The following is a 16,994-nucleotide window of genomic DNA, read 5'->3' as shown; positions in this document are numbered from 1 at the left end:
CTCCTTAATCTATATCTTCTGGTTTTATTACATTAGGTATATTCTTTATTTCATTCCATCTTTCTTCACTTAATCTATATCCAGTTCCAGGACCTTTATAGTCATTAATGTCATTAACGGCACTTATAACATCAAAGTTTTCATCTAATATAGCTGATGTTTGTAAATAATCACCTGTAACTCTTTGCTTAAGCATGTTTAATACATTATTTGCAACATCATCAAATCCATGTTTACTTAATGCTTTAACTATATCAAGTCCAGTTATTTTATTTTTTAACATTTCTTCTGCTGCTTTTAAATCTTCAACTATGTTTCTTTCTGGCATATCTTTACTTCCATGTGCATAAGTTGCAGCTTCTACCTCTTCATCAGTTACATCAGGGAATCCTAATTCCTTAAATACTGCTTGTATAGCTTTTGCTGCTTTATTTCTAATAGCTATTATTTCCTCTTCACTTACTGGTCTAAGTCCACCATCTACCATTAAATCTCTTTGAAGTATATTATAATCATCAAAATCTTCTGCATCAAAGTTTGATCCAGCGAACATATTATCATAGTTTGGAACTGCACTATATCCTGAGAATATAAAGTCCGTTCCTGGAAGCATTTGCATTAAAGTTCTCGCAGTTCTTCTTATATCAGAATGTGAGAATGTTTGATCATTTGCAGATGCTACTTCTATATCTAACATAGATGCAATTAGATTTTCTGCAAGTACAGCTCTTATTCCTGATGGAACAGCTCCTGTCATACCTATACAACTAACAGCTCCATTTTGAAGTCCTTGAACTCCAGCACCTTTAGTTATATATATACATCTTGCTTCTAAATAAAGCATTGATTTACCTTCTGCATATCCCATTAATGCTTCTGATCCTGTACCTGATGTATATCTCATTTTTAATCCTCTTGAAGCATAAGCAGATGCTAAAAATGCTTTTGACCAAGGTGTATCATCTCCATCTGTAAATACTGACTCTGTTCCATATACTGAAACTGTTTCAGCATAACTTGTAAGACCTCTCATTCCTAAGTCAAGTTCTGTAGCTTCTTCAACAGAACATTGAGTTAATATCCCTCCACGGCCAACTTGAGAACCTACAAGTATAGCTAATGCATTAAAAGGTGCATATCTAACTATTGCAACAGTAGTTTCTTGTTCTGAAAATCCTCTTTTTGCTGCTTCTGCTGCATCTGCTGCTATTTGAACTGGATTGTCTTTTAGGTTAGTTACATGGCATTGATTTGACGGAGTTTTTCTTGCTCTAGTCTTTTGAAGTGCCATCATCATCTCAACAACATTCATATGAGATACAACTTCAACAATCTTAGCAGGTGTTATAGCTGTACTTATATCAACTATTTCCTCTCTTGAAACATTTATATCTACTAATTTTTTAGCTATTTCAACTGAATCTAAATTCATGTATTCTTCTGCTTTTTCTAAATTTATAGCGTAGTCTGCTATAAATCTATCTATCATATCAAAATCTTCTCTTTTTTTACTATCTAACTCAACTACCTTACCATTTTCTATCTTTATAGAAGGCTTTGGATCATTTGGGCTACCCATTGCTATTAATCCTTCATCTGCCCACTCTCCAATAAGACCATCTTGATTTACTGGGCGCTTAGCTAAAACTTCAAATCTTTTTGACTTCATATTCTCATCTCCCTTAGTTAAATCGTTTTCTCGGTTTCACTTGTTATAATTTTAACTTATTTTTATATTTATTCCATTACAATATTTTGCCTTTATATGTGATTTTTTTATCAATTTATACGTATTTAAATAAGATTATTTTGTCTTTTATGTATTTTTAAATAAAAAAATAGTCCTATATTTAAATAGAACTATTTTTAATATGTAAATCTCTATATTTTTTTGGGGTAATGTTTTCTGACTTTTTAAATACTCTTATAAAATAACCACAATCTTCAAATCCAAGATTTATTGCTATGTTATTAATTGGCTCATCTGTACTTACTAGTAATTCTTTTGCTTTAGATATTTTTTTAGAATTTAAGTAGTTTATAAAATTTAATCCAGTTTCTTTTTTAAATAACTTACTAAAGTAACATTGGCTTAAATTGCAAACAAGTGATATCTTATCCAAAGTTATATTTTCATTTATATTATTATCAATATATTCAATAGCTTGTATTATAGGTGACTTAATTTCATTTTCTTCGTTAATCTTTAAATTAACATTTTTATCTATATTTTCTTCTTCTATTTCTATATTCACTTCTTCTAATTGGTTTTTCTTATTTTCTTCTTTTAATTTATGACTAGCTTCATTTAATGACATTTTAAGAATTGCTTCTTCCACTATATAGTTACTAATATGAAACATCATTTGTGCTATGGCTTTTATCTTCGTAATACTAACAACAGGTAAGTTTTTATATTCTTTTTCTAGCTCTTTTTTTAAATCTTCACCTAAATTATCAAAGTCTTTATTTACCCGTACAATTTCTTCTAATTCGATATTTTCATTATCTTCAAGTAGAACTTGACCAGCCATAACAGCACCTAAGTATTGATCTTTAACTATTATTGGTGCAGCAAAGTCTACTAAACCTTTATGGCATATATATATATATGAATTTTTCATTCTTACAGATTCTAGTCCACCTCTTGAATCACATTTTTCACAAATGGCTGAATATCTATCTATTTTTCTAATCATAGAACAAAATTTAGTACAATTACTATGATTTGTTATTGCCTTTCCCTCGTAATTAACCATTATTATAGCTATTCCTGTAGCTTGTGCTATATCATCTTGTATTTTTTGGAATGATTCTATGTTTATTATTTTTTCTAATGATAATGTATTGTTCAATGTGACACATCCTTTTTACATTTTATAGACTCTTTTTATGTCTTTATTATATTGTTATGTGCAAACTTTTTCAATACCTTAATACTAAGCATACTAAATAAGGAGGAACAATTCGTTCCTCCTTTAATGTATTATCTATAAACTAAATAGTTCATTAATATCCTCTTCACATAAACTAGATAATAATGAAGAGTTATTCATATCACCACTTATAATATTTTCAATTAAATCTTTTTTATCATCTTGAAGCTTTATAATCTTTTCCTCAATAGTTCCTTTAGCTATAAGCTTTATGACTTCTACAACATTTTTTTGACCAAATCTATGTGCTCTATCAGTTGCTTGGTCTTCAATAGCTGGATTCCACCAAGGGTCAAAATGTATAACAATATCTGCACTTGTTAAGTTAAGACCTGTTCCTCCTGCTTTTAGGGATATTAAAAATACCTTATTTTTATCACCTTCATTAAATTCATTAACAAGGTTTATTCTCTTGTTTGCACTAGTTGAACCATCTAAATAAGAATAATTTATATTCTCTTTATCTAATCTATCTCCTAGATTTTTAAGTACTGATGTAAACTGAGAAAATAGTAATATCTTATGTCCTTCATTTATATTTTCTTTTATTAATTCTAAACAAACATCAATTTTAGAACTTCCACCACTATAGTCTTCTATTAGTATAGATGGGTCTAGACAAAGCTGTCTAAGCTTTGTTAAATATGAAAATATAGTTATTTTATCTTGTTTGAACTCTTCATTTTCCCTTTTTTTGTTTATGTCATTTACAAGTGCTGTGTATGCTTTTTTCTGAGGTTTGTTCATTTCAACGAAGAACTTCTTCTCAATTTTTTCTGGCAATTCTTCTAAAACATCTTTTTTAAGTCTTCTTAATATAAATGGATTTATCATTTTCTTAAGTTCATCTATATTTTTATTATTACCTTTTATAAATTTTTCTTCAAAAGACCTTCTATTGAATAAATATCCTGGCATTAAAAAATCAAATATAGACCAAAGTTCTATTAAATTATTTTCAATAGGTGTTCCAGTTAAAGCAAATTTAACCCCTGCATTTATATTTTTAACACATTCTGTGTTTTTAGCAAATGGATTTTTTATATTTTGAGCTTCATCTATTACTAAATAATCAAAATACATTTTTTCATAATACTCAAAATCATTTCTAAGAGTTGAATATGTAGTAAGTACTACATCTACTTCACTAATTTCCTTAAATAATTTAATTCTTTGATTTTTATCTCCATGCATAATTAGTACTTTCATACTTGGAGCAAAGTTTTCTATTTCATCCTTCCAGTTATGCACTAGGGAAGTTGGAGTTATTATTAGACTTTTTTTATTTTCCTTTGAAAGTAAAAAAGATATTGTCTGTATAGTTTTACCAAGCCCCATTTCATCAGCAAGTATACCACCAAATTCATAATGATTTAAAGTGTTAAGCCACTTATACCCATCTATTTGGTAATCTCTTAATGTTGCATTTAGATTTTTAGGTACTTTAATATCTATGCTATCAATAGTATTTATTTTATCTGATATTGATTTTAAATATTCTTTACCGCTTATAAATTCTAATTCATCATTTTTTAAAAGTTCATTTAAATATATAGCTTTGTTATTATTTATCTTTAACTTACTACTACTTATATCTTTACTTAAATCACCAACTAACGTATCTAATAGTTTAAAAAATTCTTGTGCTTTATCATCTTTTAAATCTATTATAGTATCATTTTTAAGCTTGTAAAATCTCTTCTTTTCCTTAAAGGCTTTTAATATTTTTTTATACTCTTTTTCATCGACATTTTCAATATTAAAGTTAATTTCTAAGTACTTTCTATCGTTATTTTCATTTATACTTGCATTTATATTTGGATTTATTATATTATATTTAAACTTATCAGAATAATAAACTTCACCAATTTCTTTTAGTTCTCTTATTTTATCACTTAATAATATATATAAATCAAGTTCACTTCCTACAAATACAAACTTATTATCAGTTTCTTCTTCAAATTTTAAATTATTTAAAATTTCTTTTATATTATTTTCTTTGTTAACATCTCTTATTATATAGTAATCTTTATTTTCTTTTTCATTACCATATATAAATTTTAAATCAAGAATTATTAAATCTTTTTTTCTATCTAAGTAAATCTTAGTATTTAAGTCTTTCCTTATCTTTTTACTTATGTTTTCATCAATTGATACATTTAAACTAGCTTGTTCTAACTTTGGTATTACTTTAGTTATAACTTCTTGTGCTTTTGATTTATCAAATTTTATACTATTATCTTCTTTTAAATGCTTATAAAAGTGTTTATATGAACTATATTGATTTATTGAAGGTAGGTATATATCTCCATTGTAGAAAAATACATCTGCCTTTTCATTTAAAGGAATTGGCATATTTTCGTCACTACTTATAACTAATTTATCATTTTTATCTTCTATATTAAAAGATATTGGTAAGTCTTTATAAAGTATATTAGGTTCATATATTATGTCATCTATTTTTATCTTAATTCTTTTATTCCCTAAAGTAGTTAAAAATCTTTTTAAAGAATCTCCAATTATATTTAAAATTTTTCCCTCTACTAATTCTATTTGATCTTTATCTTTTTGTAATACTTTAAATTGTCCGTTTATAGTTACCATTTCATCTATATATGAAGCTATTGCCTCATCTTGTGATGAAAAAGTATGTTTTTTAGGCTCATATTTAAAGTCTTTTCCATAAGTTATGCTACTTCCAAATTTTCTAGCTTCGGTAAAATCGCTTAGGCTTTTTAAAACATACATCTTGTTTTTTCCTATCTTAAATTCAACTTTTGCATATTGTTGATTTGTAGATGTATCTATTAATACCTCTAGATTTATTTTTTCTTCAGTCTCTATACTTTCAAGTATCATATCTTGTGGAGTTTTCTTTTCTATTATATCTATTGTTTCTATACTTTTTATATTTTCATGTAAAGTTTCAAGTGGAAACTCTTCTTTTGATTGTTTTATATCATAAATAGCTTCTAAAAATGTTGCTACTAAGTGTTTACACATATATGGATGACTATTAGACTTTTTATTTTTAATATAATCATCACATGTGCAAGAGGTATCTTCAAGGGCTAAGTTTTCTAGATTTAAAGCTAATTCATTTTTATAGTCTATATATGCCTTAGATCCTTCTACTATTGAATGTATGCATATATATTTACCTTCTATAAATATATTTAGGTTGTATACATTTCCTATTTCATAGTATTCTTGTCCTCTACTCCATCTAGTTATATTAGTTATTTTTTTTGCATTTGAATTTATTTTATCTAGTATCACGAATTCACCCCTAACTACCTTTTACTATTTTGTATTATATCATACATTGTATTCTTTAATACGATATAAAAGGTCTACCCCAATAAATTAGGCATAGACCTTTTATATATTTTTAAATAACAATCTATATATTATATTAAACTTTAAGTAAACAATATAATTAAACAAAATATTGTTATAATATTACAAATTGCACTTACTATCCCTTCGTGCTTACCAGTTTTAATATTTGCCACACTTATTCTATGTTTGCTGTATGGGTAAAGTATTGGTACACCTGTTGGGTTTAGCATATCTAAAAGAAGATGACTAATATATCCAACAGTTACTCCCCAAGCAAATATGTCTAAACTATTATAAATCATATTAGAAAATATTGTACATAAAGCTATTAACACTATTAAAGATGGATATTCTAAATCTAATAACTTTTTTATTTTTTTGTTATGTACAAATTTAGGTCTCATTGAGTTTAGTGCTGTATCTAATGCTATCCATATTAAAAATCCACTAATTATTCCTATTGCTACTCTTGATGTTATGTCTTTAGTATAGAAATTTTTAAGTATATATATGCCACCAAGGGAAAGTATAGCTACTATAAGTGCTGCTACTAAGGTATGTGTAAATCCTCTGTGTTCTGTATGCTTTGCTACAAATTTAGATATTGGCTTTAGTTTTTTACCTACCTCACTACCTTTATGGTCTATATCTGGTAGTAATGCTCCAAAAGATGCTCCTGTAACTAACATTACACCTTGTTCTATTGATATATTTTTAAATCCCCCTAGTGCTACCACTGTAAGAGTTGCTAGTGCTACTCCACCACACTTATGTGTTGTTCCATTCATTATGTTTCTCCTAGTCTATATACTATCTTTTTTTAGCTTATCCTAAAGCTATTAATTGTAATTTTAATACTTATATAATATACACATTACAATATACTTTAGTCAAATAATTATTATATAATAAAAGAGCTTCTTAAAATATTTAAAATTTTAAGAAGCTCTTTTAATTTTATTTAATTATATTAACTAAGCATTAAATTTAATACAGATAATGCTCCTATTATCCAAAGAGTTAAGCTAATCTTTTCAGTTTCCTTAGAAACAACATGCATTATAATGTATGAAATAAATCCAAAACATAATCCTATACTAATACTATAAGTAAGTGGCATTAATAAAACTGTTACAAATGCACTAACAGCAATCTTACTATCATTAAAGTCAACTTGTCTAATACTTGAAAACATAAATACTCCTACCATTACAAGTGCTGGAGATGCAGCATAAGATGGTACTACACCTAAAAGTGGTGTAAATAGTAATGTTACTAAAAATAGTGAAGCTGTAACTACTGATGCAAGACCTGTTCTAGCACCAGCTGCTATTCCTGCTGCTGATTCTCCAAATGTAGTAACAGTACTTGTTCCAAGCATAGAGCCTATTAAAGTAGAAGTAACATCTGCATATAACATTCTTGATAATCCTTTTATGTTACCATCTTTATCTTCAAGTCCCATTTGCTTACAACAACTTATTAAAAATGCTAAAGAATCAAACATATCTATAAACATAAATGAAAATATTGGTCCTATTAATGAAAACTTAAGTGCTCCTAATATATCAAGCTTAAAAGCAACTGGCGCTATACTTGGAGGAGCTGAAATTATAGATGTAGGAAGTTCTACATATCCTAATACTATAGATAAAACAGTTGTTACAATAATACTTATTAAAATTCCACCTTTAACTTTTTTAACTTCAAATATTCCCATTAAAACAATTCCAAATAAAGCTATTAAAACTGTTGGTGTAAAATCAGCTAAAGCAACTAATGTATCAGGATTACCAACTATTACTCCCATACCTTTAAGTCCTACAAATGATAAAAACAATCCAATACCTGCAGCTGATGCTATGCTAAGTTCTTTTGGTATTGCATCTGCAATATATTTTCTAACTCCAGTTATTGCTAAAATTAAAAATATCGTTCCAGATATAAATACAACTCCTAGAGCTTGTGTCCAGTGAACCCCTTCTCCAATAACAAGTGAATATGTGAAAAATGCATTAAGCCCCATACCTGGTGCAAGTGCAAAAGGTGCATTACCTAAAAATGCAAATATTAATGTTCCAATAGCAGTAGCAAGTATTGTTACAGTTATAAGTGCTGATTTATCCATCCCTGCATCAGATAATATTGCAGGATTTACAAATACTATGTAGGCCATAGTTAAAAATGTTGTAACTCCACCTATTACTTCAGTTTTTGCATTTGATCCACGTTCAGTGTATTTAAATATTTTATCCAAAAAAGATAAAGATGCCTTACTTTGTTGTTTTTGTGCTATCATACTTTCCTCCTAGATTTTAATTTAAAAAAAGATATATATTCTAATTGAATAGAACATATATCTTACAAATCTAGTCTATAAGTATGTGTAGCTATTCATAGCAAACTCATTTACGGCGAGTTCGTAGAAACATATGGACCATATCACCATATTATACGAATAATATATCTATATTTTGAATTAATTATACATCATTACTGAATTTTTATCAATATTTTTATTTAAAAGTTTGTATTTTTAATAAAATTTTAGTTATATTTTCATATTTTAATATATAATTTTATATTATTTTTCAAAAATTAAATTAAAATCCGAACTATTTTATGTAATTATAAATTATATTCATAAAATCTAAATCATACTTATCTACACACTCATTAATATCATCATTTATATAGTTTTTTTCATCTACATTCTCTTTTATATATTTTTCTTTGTCAATTTTATCAATTACATCTTTTTTAACTATCTCTGACTTTATTATTTTTCCTCTATAGATAATATATATTTTATAAGTGTCCTCACTAACTTCATTTAATGCAATTTTTATATTTTTGTCTATACTACTATTTATTACTTTTTGCTTATTAATTAAGCTTTTTATCTTATCCATATCGTCTTTTATCTTAGATGCTTTTTCAAAGTTAAGACTCTCTATTTCTTTATTCATATTATCTTTTAGTATACTAAGTATATTATAACTCTCGCCTTTTAAATCACTTATTACTAATTTTATTATTTTATCATATTCATCTTTAGATATTTTATCTCTACAAGGTCCTATACATTTATTTAAGTCATAGTTTATACACTTATTCATTTTTTTGCATCTTCTTAGTTTATAGTTTTCGTTTAGTATTTCTTTTATTTTCTCTAGGTTACTTAACTTTGTATATGGACCAAAGTATATGCTATTATCATCTATTTCTTTAGCTACTTCAAGGTATGGGTAGTCTTTATTTGTATCTATTTTTATATATGAGTAATTTTCATGGTTTTTCATTAGAGTATTGTACATTGGCTTTATTTTCTTTATATACTCACATTCTAGTAATAGTGCATCTAGTTCTGTATCTGTCTTTATTATTTCTATATCATGTATTCCCTTTACCATTCTTTGTATCTTTCTTGAGTGATTTTTAGAATTTGCAAAGTAGCTTTTTATTCTATCTTGAAGCTTTTTTGATTTTCCTACATATATTATATTGTTATTTTTATCTTTCATAAGATATATACCTGGTGTTTTTGGAAAGCTATTTATTTTTTCTTTTAAATTCATAATATCCTCCAATAGCTTATTTTTTATGATTATACAATAAAAATGTAGATAGTTTAATGATTTATTGATTTAAATGTCTTATTTTGTTAGACTATTATATATTATTGTTTAAAGGAAGGATATATTATGGGGAAAAAAATTTATACATTAATAATTATTGCTGTAGCTATAGTAATTATAGCTATTCCTGTGTACTTCATATATTCTATATTTTTTGTAAAATCTACTTCTAAAAACTTTGAAACAACAGGTATTATTACTGAAATGGAATTTGAAGAGGGTAAATGGGAAACAAAAGAAGTTACTAAAAAGGTTAAACAAGAAGATGGAACAACGAAAAAAGTAAAGGAAAAGAAAAAAATATACGATTATGAAGAATGGGACTTAGAAATTGAATATACTGATAGTGAAGGTAGGGAAAGAGTTTATAAAGAGGAGCCAATCGAAAAGTCTGATTTATATAAAAGCTTAGAAAAGAATAATTTAAAAGTTGGAGATAAGGTGAAGTTATTAATTGAAGAACGTTTTAGAGGGGATTCATTGGTAGGAACAGATATAATAGGTGTAATAGAAGATAAAAAATAAGGAGGAACGATTCGTTCCTCCTTATTTTTTAATATTTCATCATGTATGGTATAACACCTCTTACTTCACCACAATTTACATCAATATTATATTCATCTGAATTATGCTTTTCATATAGTAGCTTTTTACCTTCATCTACTAAATCAAATATAGCATATGCTAATTCATTTTACAGTATATAATTATCCATTTCACAAAGACTATGATAAATTAGTTAGATAAAATCCCACAGATTTTAGAACCTATTTATAATAAGTGTGAAGTTAAAAATGTTTCTGATGAGGTAGCTCTTACTTATCTTTATATGTTATTTTATCTCAAAATAGCATCTACTTCTCATATAATTTTTCGACTTTGCTCCAATCAATTACATGCCATATATTTTCAACATACTCAGCTCTACGATTTTGATAGTTTAAATAATAAGCATGTTCCCAAACATCTATTGTAAGTATAGGTGTTAACCCTTGTTCAAGAGTTGTATCTTGATTAGATGTAGCTTTTACATATAAATTTTTATTTTCATCCATAAGTAAAGATGCATAACCTGAACCAAACTTAGATATAGCAAGTTTGTTTAACTCACTCTTTAAGTTCTCAACACTACCGAAAGTATCATTTATCTTATTTAGTAAATCTCCTTTTGGTATTTCGCAAGGGTTTGGAGATAAATTTGCAAAATATAAATTATGATTGTAAACTCCACCACCTTGATTTATTACAGACTGTCTAATTTCTTCTGGTAAACTAGATACATTTTTTAATATATCTTCTAATGTTTTTCCTTTAGTAAATTCTTCATAGCCTTTTAATATATTATTTAGATTATTAACATAAGTTTGAAGATGCTTTCCATAGTGAATTTCTAAAGTATCCTCGTCTATATACGGTTCTAAATCGTGAAATCCATAAGGTAATACTATTTTATCAAACATTTTAAACACCTCTTATTTTAATGCTCGTACTTATTAAAAAACATAAGTATCTAATTCCTATTGATTTTTAGTAAATACTTCATTATTATATTTTTATTTTCTTATATTTATACCCAAGTAAAATATATTTAACAATATTTTAGTTTGTTTTCTAATTTTTAATCTTATTTATATATTATTTTTATTTACATATATTTTAACTTCACTTTCATTAATTTCATATCCAATCAACAACTTCTTAACTATCCCCATAATACTATTAGCATTTAGATTTATCTCTAAATATAAATCTACTTCACTTAAATAATACGGTGCTTTCATAGTACTACTTTCTCTTGCAAAGTAAAGTCTTTTCTTTCCTCTTATGTCCATAGCCACTTTTATAAACTTTTCCTTATCTCTATCTATTAAATAATCACACACTTTTATATAGATATCTTTCCAAAATGAAACAGTTATTTTATTGCTCTCTATTTCTATACAGTTTGGAGATTTTCCTGTAAAATCAGAATCTAATCCTAAACACTCACTGTTTATATCTGTACTAGGAGAATTTTCACCCTCATCTTTTATACCTTCTGGTCTATCCACATCTAATATATCATTTAATTCTTTTTCTGATACTACTTTGTCTAGCCCATTATGTACCACTTGATTTATCTTTATGCTATGTAATACTACTCGTACAAAATCTTTGAAGTTTTTATTTATACTAAATAACTTGTTTATAGTTTCACCATCAAGTTTTTCTTTTCTTCTTGGTTGAATTAATATTTCACTATCTTCTACATTAATCAAATTTAATTTTATAATTCCTATATTAAATGCACTAGATAATCTCTTTATCTCTTGCATTAGTTCTATATCATCAGTATTTATATCAACACCTACCAAATACCCTTCATTTGCCCAACTAGAGTTAGATACAGCCTGGAAAAATTGTTCTCTTAAGGTTTCTATAGTTATAGTTTTTTTTAATTCAAAAGAGTATATAGTAGCTCTATTTATAGAAAAGTTACCACAAAGTTCTAATACCTTTTCATCCCAATTTTCAACTGGTAAATTAAAACCAACTACATCTGGATGTAACCATTCACTTTTTCCTTTTCCTAATTTAGTTGATACTTCGTGAAATATAGTTTTTGTATATATGTTCATCTTTTTAGCAAGATACCTTACTAAAAATGGATGTAATTCTCTTTCATGTATATCATTTAAATCTATATGTATATTGCTCATTTACTTCTCCTTCTTTATCCTACCCTCAGCTTCCTTCATCTTAAGCTCAACAGTAAACAATAAAGCCCTTACAAGATCATCATAAAACTCCCTCTTAAAATCATCAAAGTATGTGTAACTATCAAAACTTATAACACCATTGTTCTCAACACCAAACCTCTTACAATACTCCCTATGACACATTGATATAAGCCTTCTGTTAACTCCTAAATCTCTATTTTCACAAAGCACCTTTTTTAGCATTTCCTCTTTGCCAAGATACTTAATATCTTTTTCCTTAAACATTCCATCTAACTTTTTCATAGCCTTTTCATATACCTCATCGCCAAATTTAATACCTTCTTCATAAGGAGGTGCTGCTTCTATTTCTAAATTAGCATCTTGTGCTACTTCCCAAAAGTCCATTTCAAGCTCATCTATAATACTTGTAAGTATTTTTAAATTAGGTTCTCTTTGCCCTTGTTCATATTTTGCTATTGCATGTTTGCTTATTCCAATCCTTTTAGCTAGTTCTTCTTGAGTTATATTTTTTCTTTTTCTAGCTTCTTTGAGTTTTTTTCCTAAATTATCCATTCTTATCACCCATTAAATAATAACCCATTTTGGGTTATTATTCAATATTATTGGGTTATTTATTAAATAAAAAAGAGGAACGTTTCGTTCCTCTTTATTAATAAATATTAACTATCTTATTCTAAACTCTTTAATTATAGTGTGGTTATAATAAGAATAAAAAACTTACTAAATAAAAAATATATTAGTAAATATAGCAACTTAAGAAATAACTGTACTTTAATTTATATATTTAAATCACTAAAGTACAATTATTTTATAGTCTATTTTTAATTTTATCTACCCTTTACATACTAGTTTTATAAATACGTTCAATTAATTTTTTATAAATTAGTTATTAAACCATTCACTAGGCGATTGATTAAAGTAATGAGGTAAAAACTCCATAACGTTGTAATCTTGTATACCAGAAAGTTTAAGTGGCTCGTTAGATAGGTACTCATCTATTTTTTCAATAGATTCTGCCTTCATAACAAATAGTCCTCCACTCATATTTTCTTTAAGTCCAGCCATTAATATTAATCCTTCATCCATTGCCTTTTGAGAATAAGCCATGTGCTTTTTCATGATATTTTCATCAATTGGATTTTGATTTTTTAGTTTTCCTTCAACAATAAAATATTTCATTTTTATTATGCTCCTTTGACTATGTATGATAAATATATTTAACTAGCATTTCTATAATTAGACTTAACTTATTTAAAATGATAAATACCCTTAAAAATACATTTAAAAACTATTAACTAAGCAAAATAAAATAACTCTATCATAGTTTTTGTAATATACATACTAAGATAGAGTTTGTAATTAAATTTAGTAAACTTCTACCACCCTTCTTTGCTATACTTATCTATTAATTCTCTGTGCCTAGATTTGATGAACGTATTACAACTATTAATTATCATTTTTTATATACTCGATTAAATCATCTAAGGAATTCATATATAAATCTAATGATGTTCCATTTTCTAAATTACTGCTTCCATCTGTATTTAAACCTTTCTCTGTTGTACTTCTAACAACTAGACCACTATTTGGTAGTTTAAATACTATAGGGTCAATACCTACGCCGTCCCCACCGCTATTTTCATTTCCTACAACTTTTGCCCAGCCACTATCTTTACAAAATATAGCCAATCCTTCAGCTGCTGAAAATACTCTTTTATCTACCAATAAATATATATTTCCACTATAACCTTCTTTATTTTCTGTACCATCAAATATACTTTCATTAGAAAATTTTAATTTATATTCAGTGTAATATTTAAAATCTTCTATATTTCTCACTTTTTTTAACATATCCTTGTTAGGAAATTTATTTATGTCCTTTAAATCATTTCCTCTTGCTTCATAATATTCTTTTGTTATTTTTCCGTCTTTATGAAGTGCATATGTCGTGCTTTCATATATATTGTTTACTATAGGACTTACTATATGGTCAATCCATAGTTGTGTATTACCACCTCCATTACCTCTTATATCTATAATATAGTCCTTATAATTATTAATATCTTTATATAACTCATTTATTTTATTAATATCTTCATTAGTAAATTCTCCAAAACTATTAATTTTAATATACGCTATCTTATCATCAATTATCTTTGTTTCTATATTCCCCTTATTATTTTTAAACATCTTTTCATTAATTTTTTTATTTAAACTTTGTAAATCATTATTTTCACCTAGGTAGATTTTCCATTTTTTATTTTTATCTATTAAATCTTTATCATTTAAAACATTACCTTGATAACTTTCTTTATATGAATTTATATACCAATCTATGCTATCTGGTGGTATTAGATTGGTATGACCATCTCTAAGTAAATTTATTAAAGTGTTCATTATGTTATAAAATTCTTCATTGCTATTACTGTTTTCTACTTCTTCTTTAAAAACATCATATAAATCTAAGTATTCTGTATTGTATTTATTATAAAATACATCGAAGTTGCCGTAATTTTCTTTCATTGTATTTATATAATAATCAAAATCCTGTACTTTTTCTTCTTTAGTTAATTCTTTTAATTTATCATTACTGCTACATCCAATTAATAGACCTAATAAAAAAATTATTACAATTAATTTTATTATTTTCCTCATACAATCCCCCTAATTAACCTTAATACAAGTAAAAGAATGTTTTTATATATTTACTTTGAATTTATAAACTTTAGTACCTTCTTTTTATATTTATCATTATAATCCAACCAAATCTTAACATGCTCACTATCATTGACCGTTATTTTGGCCATATACTTAGTAACATCGACATCATCATAACTTAATCTTATTTACGATATTTACCGTAAACAACAAGTAATTCATTCTTTAAATAAAGTATATATATTCTTAGATGAAAATTCATTTGTAATTTTTAATGGCTATAAACTTTAATTAAAATATAAACTTAAATAATAGGTATAACTAAAAAAGAGTATGTCTGTTGAAATTAATATATTTCAGCAAACATACTCTTTTTTAGTTGGTTTTAACGTATATAACAATATCTTATGTATTTTTTGCTTGTTATTACTATATACACTAAAACCATCTGATATCTATATGTTAATCTTTTTTAATACTTTTTATAAAAATTATTTTCCTTAATTTCTAGTTAACTGAATAAGTTACTAGCTCATTTTCTCTAACATTTTCTAAAGAGAATTCCATTGTATCTATATGATTAAAAACACGTAAATATAATTTACCTAAATTTTGATCATATGCACACATATAACTTGAAAAATCTGAGTCATCTTTCTCTTCAAAAAAGCGTTCGACTCCCTTTGGAACCCAAACAGAATTTAAAATACTAAATAATTGAGCAGGTGATTCTTCATCACTAACTTCTCCTATAAGATTTCTTAAATATACTGCACGTACAAATCTTGATGGTGAAGTATAATCTCCTGGTAATCCAAGTAGACCTGTACCATTTGAAATTGGCGTAATTACAGTTTTATTGTTTAAATGATTTTGTTGTCTATTAAATCCTTGTGCTTGAATATAATTTGCTAAATTAGTCATATGCCAATCAAATGTTGGATCATTAGCCATTACACCTACATTATTGTCAAAAACTCTAAAACGTCCATTATTTGTTGGTTCTAATACAACTGAATTACCCATCTTGTCTGTAAAAGTATAATGAGCAGTGATAGGGTTTCCTTTACCTAACTCTCCTAATGCAGGAATATCATCACCAGTAACTGCAACTTTTGATATATTTTTCTTTATATCACTAACATTTTCAAAGTTGCTTAAAATCCAAGGAATTACTTCACCACTATTAATAGCTGTAAGACCTTCATTTTCTATGTTGTCTTTTTTATCCCATGTACATGCATTTAAAAATAAAAGTCCTCCAGCAAGTCCTTTTTCATTTACTCCATCAAAAAATAAAGTAGAGCCTGATAGACTTATACCTAAAAAAGCATATTTTGTTTTCCATGGTTTACTTTGTGTATCTAAAGTAAAATTTTTAGGAACAATAGTTACTTTTGAACCAATATCAAATGGATTAAAAGAAGTATCTAAAGTTCTTCCCCAATAAAAGTTATTTTTGTTGCTTGAAATGTGAACATGCGTACACATTTAAATCATCTCCTGTCAATTTATTATAATCTTTTATTTAATATTTTTTATACCCAAGATTATCCATTCAAAACAGAAAAATTTCTATTATTAATTTTCCCTTTAAGTTGTCATGTACCCTGTCGAGACATTCAATTTACTCTAGATCAAGCACTCTTCCTTATAAAAAACTATCTATTTTAATTTTGCTTATATACGTAAGTATTTCT

13 protein-coding genes and 1 riboswitch are annotated in these 16,994 nt (G+C 26.4%); of the genes, 1 reads left to right on the top strand and 12 read right to left on the bottom strand.

Annotation, left to right across the window (positions count from 1 at the left end; genetic code table 11):
* Positions 1–4: 4 nt before the first annotated feature.
* The 6 genes from I1959_RS03005 to I1959_RS02980 form a co-directional block, all read right to left on the bottom strand.
* Positions 5–1,669 (bottom strand): propanediol/glycerol family dehydratase large subunit, encoded by a 1,665-nt coding sequence (locus I1959_RS03005; RefSeq protein WP_166505226.1) that lies wholly within the window; start codon positions 1,667–1,669, stop codon positions 5–7.
* Between the two features lie 181 nt (positions 1,670–1,850).
* Entirely contained in the window at positions 1,851–2,855 is a 1,005-nt protein-coding gene (locus I1959_RS03000) for a PocR ligand-binding domain-containing protein (RefSeq protein ID WP_195237063.1), read from the bottom strand.
* 135 nt (positions 2,856–2,990) lie between these two features.
* Entirely contained in the window at positions 2,991–6,215 is a 3,225-nt protein-coding gene (locus tag I1959_RS15620) for an SNF2 helicase associated domain-containing protein (protein WP_195237062.1), read from the bottom strand.
* Between the two features lie 143 nt (positions 6,216–6,358).
* A complete protein-coding gene (locus I1959_RS02990) occupies positions 6,359–7,066 on the bottom strand; it encodes a metal-dependent hydrolase (RefSeq protein WP_195237061.1) in 708 nt (235 codons plus the stop codon).
* Between the two features lie 182 nt (positions 7,067–7,248).
* Positions 7,249–8,577 carry an NCS2 family permease gene (locus I1959_RS02985; protein WP_195237060.1) on the bottom strand — a complete coding sequence of 443 codons (1,329 nt, stop codon included), beginning with the start codon at positions 8,575–8,577 and terminating at the stop codon, positions 7,249–7,251.
* A 78-nt stretch (positions 8,578–8,655) separates the two neighbouring features.
* Positions 8,656–8,756, bottom strand: a riboswitch (purine riboswitch).
* Positions 8,757–8,893: 137 nt separating this feature from the next.
* Positions 8,894–9,856: a GIY-YIG nuclease family protein gene (locus I1959_RS02980; protein WP_195237059.1), complete on the bottom strand. Its 963-nt coding sequence runs from the start codon at positions 9,854–9,856 to the stop codon at positions 8,894–8,896.
* Between the two features lie 126 nt (positions 9,857–9,982).
* On the opposite strand from I1959_RS02980, the gene I1959_RS02975 reads away from it, so the two are divergent.
* A complete protein-coding gene (locus tag I1959_RS02975; protein ID WP_092926353.1) occupies positions 9,983–10,441 on the top strand; it encodes a hypothetical protein in 459 nt (152 codons plus the stop codon).
* A gap of 329 nt (positions 10,442–10,770) precedes the next feature.
* On the opposite strand, the gene I1959_RS02970 is transcribed toward I1959_RS02975, so the two are convergent.
* From I1959_RS02970 to I1959_RS02945, 6 genes are all read right to left on the bottom strand, one after another.
* Complete coding sequence (locus tag I1959_RS02970; protein WP_092926355.1) at positions 10,771–11,376, bottom strand: superoxide dismutase; 606 nt, start codon at positions 11,374–11,376, stop codon at positions 10,771–10,773.
* 168 nt (positions 11,377–11,544) lie between these two features.
* Entirely contained in the window at positions 11,545–12,615 is a 1,071-nt protein-coding gene (locus I1959_RS02965; protein WP_195237058.1) for a hypothetical protein, read from the bottom strand.
* Positions 12,616–13,188 carry a helix-turn-helix domain-containing protein gene (locus I1959_RS02960; RefSeq protein WP_195237057.1) on the bottom strand — a complete coding sequence of 191 codons (573 nt, stop codon included), beginning with the start codon at positions 13,186–13,188 and terminating at the stop codon, positions 12,616–12,618.
* A gap of 330 nt (positions 13,189–13,518) precedes the next feature.
* A complete protein-coding gene (locus tag I1959_RS02955; RefSeq protein WP_195237056.1) occupies positions 13,519–13,815 on the bottom strand; it encodes a YciI family protein in 297 nt (98 codons plus the stop codon).
* A gap of 267 nt (positions 13,816–14,082) precedes the next feature.
* Positions 14,083–15,291, bottom strand: a complete 1,209-nt coding sequence (locus tag I1959_RS02950; RefSeq protein ID WP_195237055.1) for a S41 family peptidase — start codon at positions 15,289–15,291, stop codon at positions 14,083–14,085.
* Between the two features lie 510 nt (positions 15,292–15,801).
* Positions 15,802–16,785, bottom strand: coding sequence for a linear amide C-N hydrolase (locus I1959_RS02945; protein WP_195237054.1), 984 nt, complete (start codon positions 16,783–16,785; stop codon positions 15,802–15,804).
* Between the last annotated feature and the right edge of the window lie 209 nt (positions 16,786–16,994).

Source organism: Romboutsia sp. 1001285H_161024_C4, from assembly GCF_015550185.1.
Classification (GTDB): domain Bacteria; phylum Bacillota; class Clostridia; order Peptostreptococcales; family Peptostreptococcaceae; genus Romboutsia_C; species Romboutsia_C hominis.
Note: the sequence above shows the minus strand (reverse complement) of the source record. Positions and strands in the feature narration are given on the sequence as shown.

Coding starts and splice junctions, on each gene's coding strand:
- I1959_RS03005 (WP_166505226.1), bottom strand. CDS start 1,669: ATGAAGTCAAAAAGATTTGAAGTTTTAGCTAAGCGCCCAGTAAATCAA.
- I1959_RS02990 (WP_195237061.1), bottom strand. CDS start 7,066: ATGAATGGAACAACACATAAGTGTGGTGGAGTAGCACTAGCAACTCTT.
- I1959_RS02985 (WP_195237060.1), bottom strand. CDS start 8,577: ATGATAGCACAAAAACAACAAAGTAAGGCATCTTTATCTTTTTTGGAT.
- I1959_RS02980 (WP_195237059.1), bottom strand. CDS start 9,856: ATGAATTTAAAAGAAAAAATAAATAGCTTTCCAAAAACACCAGGTATA.
- I1959_RS02975 (WP_092926353.1), top strand. CDS start 9,983: ATGGGGAAAAAAATTTATACATTAATAATTATTGCTGTAGCTATAGTA.
- I1959_RS02970 (WP_092926355.1), bottom strand. CDS start 11,376: ATGTTTGATAAAATAGTATTACCTTATGGATTTCACGATTTAGAACCG.
- I1959_RS02965 (WP_195237058.1), bottom strand. CDS start 12,615: ATGAGCAATATACATATAGATTTAAATGATATACATGAAAGAGAATTA.
- I1959_RS02960 (WP_195237057.1), bottom strand. CDS start 13,188: ATGGATAATTTAGGAAAAAAACTCAAAGAAGCTAGAAAAAGAAAAAAT.
- I1959_RS02955 (WP_195237056.1), bottom strand. CDS start 13,815: ATGAAATATTTTATTGTTGAAGGAAAACTAAAAAATCAAAATCCAATT.
- I1959_RS02950 (WP_195237055.1), bottom strand. CDS start 15,291: ATGAGGAAAATAATAAAATTAATTGTAATAATTTTTTTATTAGGTCTA.
- I1959_RS02945 (WP_195237054.1), bottom strand. CDS start 16,785: ATGTGTACGCATGTTCACATTTCAAGCAACAAAAATAACTTTTATTGG.